17 protein-coding genes are annotated in these 13,399 nt (G+C 37.4%); 1 reads left to right on the forward strand and 16 read right to left on the reverse strand.

All coding sequences use genetic code 11. The features are described from left to right. Positions 1 to 50: 50 nt before the first annotated feature. The 8 genes from E7Z79_RS07515 to E7Z79_RS07550 form a co-directional block, all read right to left on the reverse strand. Positions 51 to 1,793 carry an ATP synthase subunit A gene (locus E7Z79_RS07515; RefSeq protein WP_303739346.1) on the reverse strand — a complete coding sequence of 581 codons (1,743 nt, stop codon included), beginning with the start codon at positions 1,791 to 1,793 and terminating at the stop codon, positions 51 to 53. Beyond that, the gene (locus tag E7Z79_RS07520) at positions 1,790 to 2,107 is read right to left on the reverse strand and encodes a V-type ATP synthase subunit F (protein WP_303739347.1); all 318 of its coding nucleotides are present in this window, start codon (positions 2,105 to 2,107) and stop codon (positions 1,790 to 1,792) included. The genes E7Z79_RS07515 and E7Z79_RS07520 overlap by 4 nt, the downstream gene beginning before the upstream one ends. Beyond that, positions 2,104 to 3,258, reverse strand: coding sequence for a V-type ATP synthase subunit C (locus tag E7Z79_RS07525; RefSeq protein WP_303739348.1), 1,155 nt, complete (start codon positions 3,256 to 3,258; stop codon positions 2,104 to 2,106). Before E7Z79_RS07525 ends, E7Z79_RS07520 begins: the two co-directional genes overlap by 4 nt. 15 nt (positions 3,259 to 3,273) lie before the next feature. Continuing rightward, positions 3,274 to 3,891, reverse strand: a complete 618-nt coding sequence (locus E7Z79_RS07530; RefSeq protein WP_303739349.1) for a V-type ATP synthase subunit E — start codon at positions 3,889 to 3,891, stop codon at positions 3,274 to 3,276. A gap of 13 nt (positions 3,892 to 3,904) precedes the next feature. Further along, positions 3,905 to 4,393 (reverse strand): V-type ATP synthase subunit K, encoded by a 489-nt coding sequence (locus E7Z79_RS07535; protein ID WP_303739350.1) that lies wholly within the window; start codon positions 4,391 to 4,393, stop codon positions 3,905 to 3,907. Between the two features lie 69 nt (positions 4,394 to 4,462). Beyond that, positions 4,463 to 6,463 (reverse strand): V-type ATP synthase subunit I, encoded by a 2,001-nt coding sequence (locus E7Z79_RS07540; protein WP_303739351.1) that lies wholly within the window; start codon positions 6,461 to 6,463, stop codon positions 4,463 to 4,465. 11 nt (positions 6,464 to 6,474) lie between these two features. Beyond that, the gene (gene ahaH, locus E7Z79_RS07545; RefSeq protein WP_303739352.1) at positions 6,475 to 6,789 is read right to left on the reverse strand and encodes an ATP synthase archaeal subunit H; all 315 of its coding nucleotides are present in this window, start codon (positions 6,787 to 6,789) and stop codon (positions 6,475 to 6,477) included. A gap of 165 nt (positions 6,790 to 6,954) precedes the next feature. After that, positions 6,955 to 7,305, reverse strand: a complete 351-nt coding sequence (locus E7Z79_RS07550; RefSeq protein WP_303739353.1) for a hypothetical protein — start codon at positions 7,303 to 7,305, stop codon at positions 6,955 to 6,957. A 64-nt stretch (positions 7,306 to 7,369) separates the two neighbouring features. Here E7Z79_RS07550 and E7Z79_RS07555 point away from each other — a divergent pair, with 64 nt between their 5' ends. Next, entirely contained in the window at positions 7,370 to 7,699 is a 330-nt protein-coding gene (locus E7Z79_RS07555) for a hypothetical protein (protein WP_303739354.1), read from the forward strand. Here the strand turns inward: E7Z79_RS07555 and E7Z79_RS07560 are convergent. The 8 genes from E7Z79_RS07560 to E7Z79_RS07595 form a co-directional block, all read right to left on the reverse strand. Beyond that, on the reverse strand, positions 7,689 to 8,027 hold the full coding sequence (locus E7Z79_RS07560; RefSeq protein WP_303739355.1) for a hypothetical protein: 339 nt from the start codon (positions 8,025 to 8,027) through the stop codon (positions 7,689 to 7,691). The genes E7Z79_RS07555 and E7Z79_RS07560 overlap by 11 nt on opposite strands. Before the next feature lies 1 nt (position 8,028). Further along, a complete protein-coding gene (locus tag E7Z79_RS07565) occupies positions 8,029 to 8,538 on the reverse strand; it encodes a nitroreductase family protein (protein ID WP_303739356.1) in 510 nt (169 codons plus the stop codon). 4 nt (positions 8,539 to 8,542) lie between these two features. Beyond that, positions 8,543 to 9,337: a citryl-CoA lyase gene (locus E7Z79_RS07570; protein WP_303739357.1), complete on the reverse strand. Its 795-nt coding sequence runs from the start codon at positions 9,335 to 9,337 to the stop codon at positions 8,543 to 8,545. Positions 9,338 to 9,377: 40 nt separating this feature from the next. Next, entirely contained in the window at positions 9,378 to 10,250 is an 873-nt protein-coding gene (locus tag E7Z79_RS07575; RefSeq protein WP_303739358.1) for a fumarate hydratase, read from the reverse strand. Between the two features lie 4 nt (positions 10,251 to 10,254). Next, complete coding sequence (locus E7Z79_RS07580) at positions 10,255 to 11,157, reverse strand: peptidase (RefSeq protein WP_303739359.1); 903 nt, start codon at positions 11,155 to 11,157, stop codon at positions 10,255 to 10,257. Between the two features lies 1 nt (position 11,158). After that, positions 11,159 to 12,568, reverse strand: coding sequence for an MmgE/PrpD family protein (locus E7Z79_RS07585; RefSeq protein WP_303739360.1), 1,410 nt, complete (start codon positions 12,566 to 12,568; stop codon positions 11,159 to 11,161). A gap of 82 nt (positions 12,569 to 12,650) precedes the next feature. Then, positions 12,651 to 13,142, reverse strand: a complete 492-nt coding sequence (locus tag E7Z79_RS07590) for a hypothetical protein (protein WP_303739361.1) — start codon at positions 13,140 to 13,142, stop codon at positions 12,651 to 12,653. After that, the coding region (locus tag E7Z79_RS07595) for a DUF3100 domain-containing protein (RefSeq protein ID WP_303739362.1) at positions 13,143 to 13,399 on the reverse strand (257 nt) is incomplete at its 5' end.

A 13,399-nucleotide genomic window follows, 5' to 3' on the forward strand; every position in this document is an offset into this window, starting at 1 on the left:
GACTTCAGATACAGTAGTATATTCTCTAGTTTTAATATTTGTATTCATTTTTAAGCCTCACTGCATTGTTTAGTAATTGCGGATTGAATTTCTTCAATTTTTGCATCAAATTCATCTTGGTGTATGTATTTCATTTTACCAATTTCTTCTTTAACAGGTAAAGCTACAATATTTGCAATAGGAGCTCCTCTGTTAACTGCTGCAAGAGATTCATCGTAGAACTGGAGAATAGTTTTTAACATTTTGTACTGTTTATCAGGAGCACAGTATGTATCTACGTCATCAAATGCATTTTGTTGCAAGAAGTCTTCTCTTAACATACGGGTAGCTTCTAATGTAGCTTGGTCAGTTTCTGGTAATGCATCAGGACCGACTAGTTGTACAATTTCTTGTAACTCAGATTCTTTTTGTAATAAGCTCATAGCTTTATCACGAGTTGCTCTCCAATCTGCTGCTACGTTTTCAGCCCACCATCCTTCAATACTGTCAACATATAATGAGTAACTTTGTAACCAGTCAATTGAAGGGAAGTGACGTTTATCTGCAAGGGATGCGTCTAGCGCCCAGAACACTTTACAGATACGTAATGTGTTTTGAGTAACAGGTTCGGATAAGTCCCCACCAGGAGGTGATACTGCACCAACTACGGAAATGGAAGCGATTTTTGGATCGGATCCGATAGTTTTTACCCTTCCAGCCCTTTCATAGAATTGTGCTAATCTAGATGCTAAGTATGCAGGGTAACCTTCTTCCCCAGGCATTTCTTCTAATCTTCCAGAAATTTCCCTCATAGCTTCTGCCCATCTTGAAGTTGAGTCTGCCATGAGCGCTACGTCATAACCTTGGTCACGGTAGTATTCAGCAATTGTAATTCCAGTATATACACATGCTTCCCTAGCTGCTACCGGCATGTTTGAAGTGTTTGCAATAAGAACTGTTCTGTCCATCAATGGGTTTCCGGTTTTAGGGTCGTCGAGGAATGGGAATTCAGTAAGTACTTCTGTCATTTCGTTACCACGTTCTCCACATCCAATATATACAACGATGTCTGCGTCTGCCCATTTAGCTAATTGTTGTTGGGTAACAGTTTTACCTGATCCAAATGGACCTGGAATAGCTGCTGCTCCTCCTTTAGCTACGGAGAAGAAAGTGTCTTGTGCTCTTTGTCCAGTTACTAATGGTATATCTGGATCTAATTTTTCTATGTATGGACGGCTTCTTTTTACAGGCCATTTTTGGAGCATTTGAACTTTTTCACCAGCAATTTCAGCGATGTCTTCGAGTACAGTGTATTCGCCTTCAGCTGCAATCTCAGTTAATTCACCTTCTAATGTTGGAGGAACTAGGATTTTATGTAAAACTGCAGTAGTTTCTTGTACTTCACCAAGAACGTCTCCGCCTTTAACTTTGTCTCCAACTTTTGCTACTGGTTTAAATGCCCATTTTTTCTCTTTGTCAATGGAATCTACATCAATACCCCTTGCAATGAAATCACCAGATGCTTCTCTGATGATTCTTAAAGGTCTTTGAATACCATCGTAAATTGAACTCATAATACCAGGACCGAGTTCTACTGACAATGGACCACCAGTACATTCTACTACTTCACCCGGCTGGATACCGGCTGTTTCTTCATATACTTGGATAGTTGCGGTGTCACCTTCAAGTTCGATGATTTCTCCGATAAGCTTCTCGTCACCTACCCTAACCATCTCAAGCATCTGAGCCCCTCTCATACCATCTGCGATAATAACAGGCCCAGCAATCTTAATAATATTTCCTTCAATAATCATTTAACCATCTCTACCCCGATAACTCTTTTAATAAGCTCATTTATTTGATCAGATGATCCTTCAGAGGACCCATCTTTATCAGGTATTTCAATTATCATTGGTAAAACGTCAGAACCAATTTTCCTATTAATATGATTTCTCATCTCATTAGCCAATAATTGGGTAATGATAATAATTGAAATTTCCTCATCTAAAAATTTATCAAAAGCTGCAATAGCTTCTTCAGTAGTGTTAACTACTTCCGCTTTTTTGACACCACCTAATCTAAATCCTGAAACAGTGTCAATATCACCTATAATTGCTACTGAACTCATATTAACATCTCCATGATTTTAGAATTAGGGAAGTCTGCTTCTCTTTTTGCTCTTGCAATAATTTTTAAATTTTTAATTTCACTTTCTTTTTGATTTAAATAACCAATAATTGGACCAATACCTAATGGTTTTTTAGAAGCTAAAGATTTTGAATATTCGGAAGAGTAAACATCCAATGCCTTTTCAAATACTGCAACTGAACCTGTTTCATTGTAAACTGGGATTACATCAGTTAAAGCTTCAGCATATTTTGTTCCTTCTAAACCGGAAACAATATTTGTAACATCCGGTGATTCCATTAAATCTTTTAGTTTCCAATCACGTAATTGGTATCCTTCTTCTAATATATAAGGGGAGATTGCATCATAATCAAGGCCATCTTGTTTTGCCCTTATAATTAATTTTAGATTAGCTACATCAACTTGTGTTCCCACATATGAATATAAAATCTGTTTGTTTTCATCGGAAGGAACATCAGAAGAACGTAATAACTTGCCTAAATAGTATTTATCTAAAGCAGATTCTAATGGAAGAATCATATTAGTATCTTCATATTGTGGAAGAGCATCTTCTAGCACTGCTGCATATTCAGTGTTATCTAAACTTGTAACAACATCAGTTACATTTTCAACGTCGGCTAATGATTCTAATTCTTCGTATAATGATCCACAAGGAATTAATAATTCTCTTGTCTCATCAGGATTAAGACCAACTTCCTTAGCGGTTAAAAGACTTTTGATATTGTCGATGTCTGATTTTTTAGACATGATAACAAAAGGATCTTTAATGTCCTTAGGAGCTACTCTTGCAACAAAATCATAAGTGTTAGCGCGTTCTACATCTAATGCTTTATCAAGTGGATATTCATCTAAAACGTCAGCATATTCAGGAATACCTTTGAGATAGTTTTCCACTTCCTCAACATCGTTGGTTTCAACGAGTTCGGAAATTTGTTTTTCATCAAATAATCTTCCTTTTCTAGCTCTTACTCTAGCACTTGGGTTAAGATAAGGATAAATGTCCAAAATTGGTCTGGATGTAATGATTACAACTACTGCACCTACGATAAGCACTGCTAAGATACAAAATACAAGAAATGTTTCTTGTGTAAGTCCTAAAGCACTTATTAAGGTAGCAATTCCATCTGCCATAATTTATCCTCCTAATTATTTAAATAATATTTCAGCAACTTCACTACGTAAGATACTTTTAAATCTATCTAATCTTGCTTCAATTGTGTTATTTACTTCAATATCGCCATTAGCGGTTTTTAAAACAGCTCCACCAATTGCGTCAATAGGTTCACCTAATGTGAATTTGATTCCATCAATTTCAAAAGAGTCGGAACCTTGTGAAGATAAGTCATCTTTAAATTTCTGTGTATCAGCTTCATTTAATTGTAAGATCAGGTCATCGCCACCAATCTCTTTAGTAGCTTCCATAATCATTTTACTTAATGAGTCTGCGTATTCTTCGTCACCTGAAGAAGCTTTGATTTTTAACTCTCCAATAGCTTGATTGAAAGCAGCTTCAATAACTTCTTCTTTAGCGCCTAATTCTGCTCTACGAGCATTCATCTTAGCTTCAGAGATAATTTGCTGATATCTCATATCAGATTGTTTTTTACCATTTTCTAAGATTTTTGTTTTTTCAGCTTCAGCAGTTTTTTCAGCATTAGCATTAATTTGTGAAACTTCTGCATTAGCATCTTGAATGATACCATCAGCTTTCTCTTGGGCTACAGACATGATGCTTTCAACAATTTTACTTGTGCCTGAGCTCATATGAATAGCCTCCTTAAGCTAAGATTCCACCGAATACCATAAGTAAAATAGCAATCAAGAAACCGTAAATAGCCTGAGTCTCTGGTAATGCAGAGAAAATAATACCACGAGCAAACATGTCGTTGTCTTCGACGATAGCACCGACGGAGGATGCTGCTGCCATACCTTGTCCCATACCGGAACCTAAACCAGCGAATCCGATAGATGCACCTACACCAATAGCTACAATACCTGCTTCTAATGTTAATTTAGTTGCGTCTCCACCTAATAAACCGGAGAATACTAATAATAAGATAGCAACCAAGAAACCGTAAATAGCCTGAGTCTCTGGTAATGCAGAGAAAATAATACCTCTAGCGAACATGTCGTTGTCTTCTGCAACTGCTCCTACAGAACCGGCAGCTGCCATACCTTGCCCTAAACCGGAACCTAATCCGGCAAAACCAATTGCTACTCCAGCACCGATTGCTGCTAAAGCAGCTCCTAAGCCTATTTCTACCATATTTAATTCACCTTTGAAATAATATTGATTTTTTAATTTAATTTAAGATATAAATGAAAAATTTTTAATTTATTTAAGTTTTGTAAATGTTCTTTTTGCTTTGAAAGCATCGAATTTACCTTTACCTTCCATGAAGAATTGTGAGAAGAACTCTACATAGTTAAGACGTAAAGCATTAATAAATGCACCTAATACCTGGAAAGCAAAGTTTGCAATGTGTCCACCGATGAATACGATGATTGCAGCAACAATACCTACCACAGGAACCATGTTGTTTAACATTTGAGCTAAGATGTTTACTGTCATAGCAATACCACCAGTAGCTAAACATAATGCTAAAAGACGAGCGTAGGACAATACATCTCCCATGTAACCGAAAATATCCATTACACCGTATGCACCATTAGCCCATACTAACATTCCAATAGTTGCAACTATTAATATTCCACCTAATACCATACCAATCATACCGATTGCAGGCATCATAACTCCTAAAGCAAGTAAGATAATACCAGCTTCGAAAACAAACCAACAAATTTGAGAACCGATAGCATCTTTAACATTTCCGTATCTTAAGTTGTTGATAGCACCAATAATGAATCCAATATTAGTGTAAATAAGACCAATAGCGATAGCTATTATCAAAATAGTATCAGGGTGTACGAATGCTTCTACAGGAGCAAATACAGTTGGTAAACGGAAACCAGCTATCCTTTCTGGGAAGTCCCCAATGAAACCATTGGTTATCAGACCTAGTATGACGGCCCATAGACCAGACCAGATTAAGATCCAACCGAATGAATGCATTGACTCTTTAACTTTACCCATACCTTTTAATAACACTACACCAATAAGAGCTACAACTAAACCATAAACTGCATCGGTTAAACAGAAACCGAAGAATAATGGGAATGTTATTGCAACAAATATTGTTGGATCGATAGCATTATAACGTACCGGAGAGTACATGTCTACAAGGTATTCGAAAGGTTTTGCATACCATCCATTTTGTTGTAAAATAGGAACATTTTCATCATCTGTACCTTCAACCTCTATTGTTTCAAAGGCACAATGTCCGTCAGAGCTTTTTTCAACGAGCTGTTCAACCTTTTCGGTGTCCTTTACTGGCACCCATGCTTCAAGTACGTAAGCATCCTTGGTTTGAACAAATGATGAAAGAATCTCATTCTTATCTTTTTCATTTTCTAACTGTTCTTTGAGAGCTAATATGTCATCGTCCCATCTTTCAGCAACTGCTTTCAAATCTGTTTTAACTGAAGCGCGTTCTGATTCGATGGTCAATAATCTTGCATCAGCATTTGAAATGATTTGTTGAGGAGTACCTTCAACATCACCCACTTCAATTTTCTCAAAGTCGTATTTACGAAGTGTTGAATAAACTTCATCACTAAATTCTTTTAATGTCACTACGACGATAATTTCTCCTTCCTTATCATCCGCAGGAACAGTAAAAATTTCTAATTCGTCTGTCAATTTACTTAATTCATTTTTGATTTCTGAAGCAGATCCAGCATTAATCCTTCCAACAGTAGTAGAAGTGTACTTTGAATCCTTTAAGTCAGCTAAATTCATGTCAAAATTAGATAAGCGATTAGCCAAACTTTTATTAGACTGTAGTTCACTTGTTTCAGCGTCGAGTGCGGATAGTTTTTCCTCTATAACGCCTGTTTTCGCTTCCACCTGGGATAGAGTGTCTTCAGCTTTTGCTATAAAAGCTTCAGTGTCTAACTTTTCAACTTCTTTTTGAACAGGTAAATCTGGACTAATAAAAGACATTAATGTATCTTTTAACCCATGGCCTTCTGATAAAGAGTTTCCTAATAATTCAGATATCCCGTTTGTTTTCATTAGAAGTGAAGATAACTTTCCAGTGTATGGAGAAGCTTTAGCCGGAGTTACTAATTCCGCTAATTCAGGATCTTGCTGAATGCTATCAGAAATATCACTGATTTGTATAAGCCCTGATTCGTGGAGAGCGTCCACTGTAGGAGCTACATACTTTTCCAGTGTAACTATTCTAATTTTTCGCATTCTAGCTGTCTTGAACATATAATCTCACACTACAAAATATTTTTGACAATAACAGAAGCAGCTTCATCTACATTAGCCATAGCCTTGTCTTTAATGGATTTGACATCCACTTTGGACTGCTCAGCAATAGATTGCGCTTCTTTTTTAGCTTTATCTTCTGCATCAAAAACAGTATCTTTAGCATCGTCTTCTGCTTGCAATTTAGCTTGGGAAATAATTTCCTCAGCCCTAACTCTGGATTCAGCAATTAAATCATTTGATTTAGCTTCTGAATCAACAATGAGTTGTTCAGCATCAGATTCAGCTTTTTTTATCATTGCGATTGCGTCTGATATCTCTGCCATAATTAATCACCATGGTGTACTTATTTTTGTTGAGCAATATATATATCTTTTACTATTCAATTTTGTTTAGAGTTCGTGAAATTGAATTTTGAATAAAAAAAAGTATTTAAAATATAATATTTACATGAAAATATTTAATAAAAAAAAGAATAAAAGATAAATAAATTATCTATAGAACCATTTCAATATACTAGGCGGTAATTTTTGTAAATAAGCAAGGATTGCTATTGCAATGATGATTACACCCACTATAACGAATCCTAAATTGTATGGACTAGCAAGTAACATGTATCCACTAACACCTATGACAATACCTTCAAAGAAGAATACTGCTTTAGTCCAACTAGGATTGAACAATATGATAAAGTAAGCGACTGCAATCAAAATCAATATGATTGCGGTGGCCATCACATCATTTGTAATTGGCTGGTGTCTTAAAAATGGGGAAATTCCCCAAATAATCAGCATCAGCGCCAACATTACCCCCAATAATTTAAACATTTTAACATTTGCCATAATAACACTTAGTTTTTAGTTTAACCTTCATGATATTTATATCATTTTATCTTAATTACTATACATGGAACGAGCGGTTTGGATAATTTTAAATGAAAACTTTTCGCTTACGTTGGACGGCGAAATTGAAAACGATGAGGTTGTTGATAAAAAATTCTCACCAGGAAGTGATATCTGGACAAATGAACTTCCACGTCTAGGATTTAGCGATGAAAAAGTTCAGAAAGACTATGATGAATTCCTAAAAGATATTTCAACACTATTCAGTGAACCCAGTGTCAATGAAGTCTTCATAAATGCAAAAATAGGTGAGGAATCCGAATATCTCAACTGTGAAAATCCTCTGGTAATAAGAAAAATAGAAGAGTATAGCGTTGATGAAATCATAGAATAGCAGTGGCTTTCCTCAGTATTTCATCCATATTGCTGAATTCCAATGGGTTTCCCTCATCGTCAACAGTCTCTGTTGTAATCAGGACATTTGGTGAAGCCCATAAAAAGGAATATGTAAAATACACCACATTAACAAATAGGACTATCCCTACAAACCACAGGGCTATTACCAGACAAACAGCATGGATTAAAAGATTTCCATACCTCCTTTTTTTCATAAGGATATAATTGTCCTCTTTTTCGATTGTTTTGAATTTATGCTGAGACAATTCCTCAGAAATCTCATCCATCTCCTTGGAATTATCCGCACCCAATATATATAACGCCATCTTAATCTATGTAAACAACAAATTCATCCAATTCTTTTCTTGGAGTGTCTCTTGGCTCAGCATTACCGTAACCTAATGGAGTAAACAGCACTGCTTCCTCAGTTTCATCAAGGTTTAAGAATTGATGTGCCTTGTTTTTCTTGAATGCTCCAATATAACAGGTTCCAAGTCCGACATCAGTGGCTGCAAGAATGATATGGTCCATCACTATTGTTGCATCTATGTCAGCAATGTTTTTCTGATCCCATGGTCTTGTCCATGCCTTATTCTTTATGGCCACTACACACAGGACATATGGAGCTTCCACAAACCATTTGGCACCATAAATCTCTGACAATTCGTCCTTATGCTTTTTAGTGTCGATGACAAATACCTTAAATGGCTGATAATTGACACCGGTTGGAGCGAGTGTTGCTGCTTTCAAGACATATTCCAGTTTTTCCTGTTCCACTTCTTTATCTAAATATCCTCTTACGCTGTATCTTTCAGTTATTACGTCAATAAATTCCATCTTATCATCCTTTATATTCTATGTCATCAAGGTCACAAAATCTTCTGAATTCCTCTTCATCCATCTGTTCCTCATAAGCATGAGCTATTAGGCCCGGAAGCCTTCCTATCATGAAAATACCTAAACCCAATTGAGGGTCAAAGCCCAAATCAGACAATATTGCCGCATTTGCACCATCGACATTGAGTTTGATATTCTTCTTATCATAAACCAAGTCCTGAAGAGCTAAAGCCAATTTAATGTGTGGTCCAATATAGCCTTTATTAACTGCAATTTCCATCAGTTTATCGGCTCTTGGGTCAACATCATGGTATCTGTGACCAAAACCAGGTATCTTTTTGCCCTCAACCACATACTCCTTGTATATTTGAATGGCCAAACTTGCAATCTGCTTATTGTCAATGCTTGAATCATCAATCAAATGGACCGAATTGATATTTGACTGATACAATTCCATTGCCTTTTGAATAGCTCCTGCATGCTTGTTGCCAAATGACAGGAATGCTCCTGATATTGCTGAGTTGATTGGTGAGCCTGAAGAAGTGATTAATCTTGCGGTTTGGGTACTTGGCGGAGTGACCCCATGATCGCAAAATGACACTAAAACATGATTGAAAATTTTGCTTTCCTTTACGGAAGGCAATCTTCCTTTTAAAAGCAAGAATACCATGTCGGAATATCTTATTTTTTCAATCAAATCTTTTTGATTATACCCTCGAGTCACGATTTTATCCTTTTCAACTCGAGTAACTGCAGTTTTTAAAGACTTTGGATTGACTTTAAAATTATTTTCTCGCATTTTTAAAACCTTTTTAATTGTTAATTAAATATATAAACTATCATAATTTAAGTGTTGCTACTCTTGGTTCTACAAAACAGGACGGTCTGATTGAAACTATTCTGACACCGCTTGCCCTCTGATTGCCAATATTCAGATAGCATCCGAGAACTGTAGTCTTGCCGCCCAATCCCAATGGACCTATGCCACTTTGATTTAACCTGTCGGCGATATCTCTCTCATGCTGATTCTGATTGTTCAAATTTCCATATGCAATCGATTTGAGCAGAAGGGATGTTGCCTCAAAGTGTGTTCTTCCAATCCCTATGGATGGAATCGAAGGAGTGCAGCCCAGCATTTTCAGTGACGATTCAAGCCATTCGCATGCCGTACCTATAACATTTTCAAAGGAACGCTGATGATAAACCCTAAAGGTTTTCGATCTTATTTCAGGACCTCCGCCCTCAAGTAAAAAGTGAACGTTTAACGTATCGGGGCCGATGTCCCTTCGGTATGTCGATTCGTCACATGCATTATCAATCAATACTGGTGCAGGAGAAAGTTTTCCAGGTTCATCAAATAAACCCTCACTTTGCTCAATTCTTTCCACTTCATTGCCTTTAACGGCCATGGGCCTTGCTGGAAGACTGTTTAAACCCAAATATATGCCTTTGTGAATCTGATTCAATAATTCACCGGTTATTTGTCTATCCTCGCCTATTTCAATTATCACATGGGGAATTCCTGTATCATCACACAACGGAAACTTTGTTTTTTGGGCAACTTGATAGTTCTCTAAAATCTGTGTTAAAGCCCATCGCGCATTTTCATTATCCTCTGCATCAATGGCCCGCCTTAATGCATCATATTTATCATCTGAAAGTGTGGTTGAAGCCTCTATAATTGCCTTTGAAATATCGTTTAGAATGTCCATAAAATCACTCAGGAACCGCCAGGTCACTGGATTTATCAGGTGAAACAATTGCATCAGGACAATACTCATCAATCATTCTCTTGACCAGCTTCACCTGTTTCATTCGGGCAATGGCCTCTGAAACGGTAGTGTCCCAGTTATGATTGGCCGCAACAGAACCTCCTGTTTTCAAATAGACCGGAGAGGCAACCTGAATGAATTTCGGAACTTCATAATGCCTTATGAAACCGCCGGTGGATTTCGGATTTTCCGTGTGGAGATCCAATGCAATGTCTGTTGCATTCCTAATGGCTGCAAGCATCGGAATTTGCAAATCACGAACAGGATTTAATGAGTCCAATCCCTGCTGTTCAAGTAATTTTGCTGATGCAGGATTTGAATGACCCGCATGGGCGGATAGCTTAAAATGAACATTTGATGGAATTTCACCGTCTTCACGCATCTGATTTAAAACCCAAAGGAGCCCTTCATCATATAGCAAAATTCCCCTAACTCCCAGTCTGCATGCCCTTTTTACATCTTCAATGGCATAAACCAGATTGTCATAACCTCTTAACCTGTAACCGATTCTGCTTCCTTCCTTTGTGTGGACTGTGGCGGAAGTGTCATATGTGGCCCTTGGACCTACAGATAAAAACAGCTCACAACCATAGTCTTTTGCCAAAGCGACCATCTCTGCAATCTCCTCATCGGTTAACATCATTATTCCCTTGGTCTGGGTTACCCTATGAATGAATATGTCATTTTTGCCGGCTTCCTCAAGAAGCGCAGCCATTGTTTTTGGAGATTGGATTCCAGGAACCTCAAAACGATATTGTCCGCCATCGCTGAATCGCTTAGGGGAAACGTAATCATTTGAGACCTCATCAATGCCAAGTTTTTCAAGGAATCTTTTTGTATTTTCCATATTATCCACCATTTAATTTACGAACGACAAATTTCATTGTATAATCTTCAAGTGAGTCAATAACAGTCAGGTTACTTATATCATATTGCGGATTAAGAGCTTTGAATTTGTCTATTAGCTCCCTTAATTGGAACGGATTTTCGAAATCGCCTTTTGGAAGCAATGTGATATTTTGAAATACTCCATTTCTAAAGCTTTTATCTAATTTAATAATAACATTTGACGGCCGTTTATCAGGATATAATTCATTTAACTTGTCATCACTGACAATGACCATGTGATTTACAAGATTTTTGATGCTGTTTACCTTATCCACTGTTGAATAGTTATCCAAAAGCCCAAATTCAATCAATTGGTTTATCCCATCAACGGACACCTCTCCAACGACCAATGAAATTGCAACAGCGTAAGGGAGGCTTTGCCTTAACTCCTCAATGTTTTTTGGATTATAATTGTTATGTTCAGCCGCAACTGAATATGTCTTAACTGCCACGTTTTGAATGTGATCATATTCCTCGCCTATGCTTGCCTTAAGCTTTAATGCAGTGTCAATTGATGAATGCAGGTGTCTGCAGAACGGATATTTTTTAAAGTAGATGTCTCTGACCCTTACCTTACCCACATCATGCAAGGCATCTTCAAATAAGAAATCCTCCTGCTTATACTCATCATCAAAAACCATGGTTTTTAAAAACCCTTCTGCTCCTTCAAATATTGTTTCACTGCCGGTGAATCCATTTCTTGCAAGATAAGCTGATAAAATTCCATTATAAACCGCTTTTCCTACATGCAGCGATTTTCCCATGGAACCCCCATGGTCAGATTCCAATAATCCTGCCGCCTGTGTACCGCACAATCCCAATGCATTCAATATCTGTTCCTCATCCAATTTCAATAGTTTTGAAGCGACAACACCGGCCACAAATGCTCCGATTGTTCCGGTTGTATGGAATCCTTTGTTCCTGTGTTCAGGATTTACGATTTGACCTAAAAGAATTCCTACCTCATAGCCCACTATTACCGCTTCCATGAATTCCTTGCCGGATAAGTCATACGCTTCGGCAATTGCAAGGGCGGTCGGGAAAATAACAGAACCCAGGTGGATTTGCGCCTTTCTGTGACCGTCATCAAGTTCCAGCACATGAGCGGAAATGCCATTGATGAATGCTGCATGCAATACATCTGCCTTAATGCGTGTTCCGATTACAGATGCCCTTAAGTTTAGATTTGAGTTTCCATTAAATATTTCTTCAACAGTATTGCAGGCTATTTGAGGGGCATCTTCTCCAATACCTCTGTATGTAACCCCAAAAAAGTCTAAGAATGCCGCCTTAACAGTAGTGACAGATTCTATGGTTGCCTGTTCATAGCGATAGTTTGAAATAAATTTAGAAATATTTTGTAAAAACATAAAACACCATTTCAATATATGTAAAAAGTAGTATTAAAATAGTTCAGTTATCTCCCGAAGCAATTTTTTAACATTGAAAATATTAAGCTGCAGGGACGCCTGTTAAAACAAGGACAATGTGCGCCACTATAGCTGCACCATAGTATGTGGCTGCAATAACCAGAATAGTTATTACCACCGCTCTCCAGCCTAAAGCCTTAAATTCATCCCAGCTTTTACCCATACCAATACCGACATAAGCTAAGAATACTGTTACGATTGACAGGAGCTCGACTTTGGAAACATAATGCAGAACAAAATCGGAAGTTGGCATGCCCGGAAATGCCAAAATAATACCTATTACGCTGATATATAAAATTGAAGAAACGTTAAAAGGCAAATACCTTTCCAACCATACTCCAACAAGTGTAATAACGGACAATATCGCCATACCTACAAGAGAACCCTCAATAGGATGATGATAACCCAAATAATTACCTATGACTGTTATGACTGAAAATATAATGAGCAGGAAAATCCAATTCATAATACCGTGAACAGATACGTTTTCAGATCCATCAATCAAATCAGGCATTTATTCATCCTCCTTTTCAGGTATTATGGCGTCCTTTCCAATTTTAGGTTCCAACCAGTTATACATTTTTTCGGTCAGCGGAAGTGCCACGAATATCACAATATATATTCCAACACAGAATGACAATAGATTACTGAATCCTGCAAACGCTTCAATTTGGGTTTCCATTCCTGGAAATGCCGCAAGAGTAGGTCCTATTGCCGCAGCGTTCATACTTGCACTTCCCACCCCGCTTGCCATTGCAAACGCATATGGAT

The organism is Methanobrevibacter thaueri, from assembly GCF_015062905.1.
GTDB lineage: Archaea > Methanobacteriota > Methanobacteria > Methanobacteriales > Methanobacteriaceae > Methanocatella > Methanocatella thaueri_A.

What these genes read in the sequence shown, in the direction of transcription:
- E7Z79_RS07540 (WP_303739351.1), bottom strand. Translation starts at nt 6,463, where the DNA reads ATGTTCAAGACAGCTAGAATGCGAAAAATTAGAATAGTTACACTGGAA.
- E7Z79_RS07575 (WP_303739358.1), bottom strand. Translation starts at nt 10,250, where the DNA reads ATGGACATTCTAAACGATATTTCAAAGGCAATTATAGAGGCTTCAACC.
- E7Z79_RS07525 (WP_303739348.1), bottom strand. Translation starts at nt 3,258, where the DNA reads ATGGCAGATGGAATTGCTACCTTAATAAGTGCTTTAGGACTTACACAA.
- E7Z79_RS07570 (WP_303739357.1), bottom strand. Translation starts at nt 9,337, where the DNA reads ATGCGAGAAAATAATTTTAAAGTCAATCCAAAGTCTTTAAAAACTGCA.
- E7Z79_RS07535 (WP_303739350.1), bottom strand. Translation starts at nt 4,393, where the DNA reads ATGGTAGAAATAGGCTTAGGAGCTGCTTTAGCAGCAATCGGTGCTGGA.
- E7Z79_RS07565 (WP_303739356.1), bottom strand. Translation starts at nt 8,538, where the DNA reads ATGGAATTTATTGACGTAATAACTGAAAGATACAGCGTAAGAGGATAT.
- E7Z79_RS07515 (WP_303739346.1), bottom strand. Translation starts at nt 1,793, where the DNA reads ATGATTATTGAAGGAAATATTATTAAGATTGCTGGGCCTGTTATTATC.
- E7Z79_RS07560 (WP_303739355.1), bottom strand. Translation starts at nt 8,027, where the DNA reads ATGGCGTTATATATATTGGGTGCGGATAATTCCAAGGAGATGGATGAG.
- E7Z79_RS07585 (WP_303739360.1), bottom strand. Translation starts at nt 12,568, where the DNA reads ATGTTTTTACAAAATATTTCTAAATTTATTTCAAACTATCGCTATGAA.
- E7Z79_RS07580 (WP_303739359.1), bottom strand. Translation starts at nt 11,157, where the DNA reads ATGGAAAATACAAAAAGATTCCTTGAAAAACTTGGCATTGATGAGGTC.
- E7Z79_RS07550 (WP_303739353.1), bottom strand. Translation starts at nt 7,305, where the DNA reads ATGGCAAATGTTAAAATGTTTAAATTATTGGGGGTAATGTTGGCGCTG.
- E7Z79_RS07590 (WP_303739361.1), bottom strand. Translation starts at nt 13,142, where the DNA reads ATGCCTGATTTGATTGATGGATCTGAAAACGTATCTGTTCACGGTATT.
- E7Z79_RS07555 (WP_303739354.1), top strand. Translation starts at nt 7,370, where the DNA reads ATGGAACGAGCGGTTTGGATAATTTTAAATGAAAACTTTTCGCTTACG.
- E7Z79_RS07520 (WP_303739347.1), bottom strand. Translation starts at nt 2,107, where the DNA reads ATGAGTTCAGTAGCAATTATAGGTGATATTGACACTGTTTCAGGATTT.
- E7Z79_RS07530 (WP_303739349.1), bottom strand. Translation starts at nt 3,891, where the DNA reads ATGAGCTCAGGCACAAGTAAAATTGTTGAAAGCATCATGTCTGTAGCC.
- ahaH (WP_303739352.1), bottom strand. Translation starts at nt 6,789, where the DNA reads ATGGCAGAGATATCAGACGCAATCGCAATGATAAAAAAAGCTGAATCT.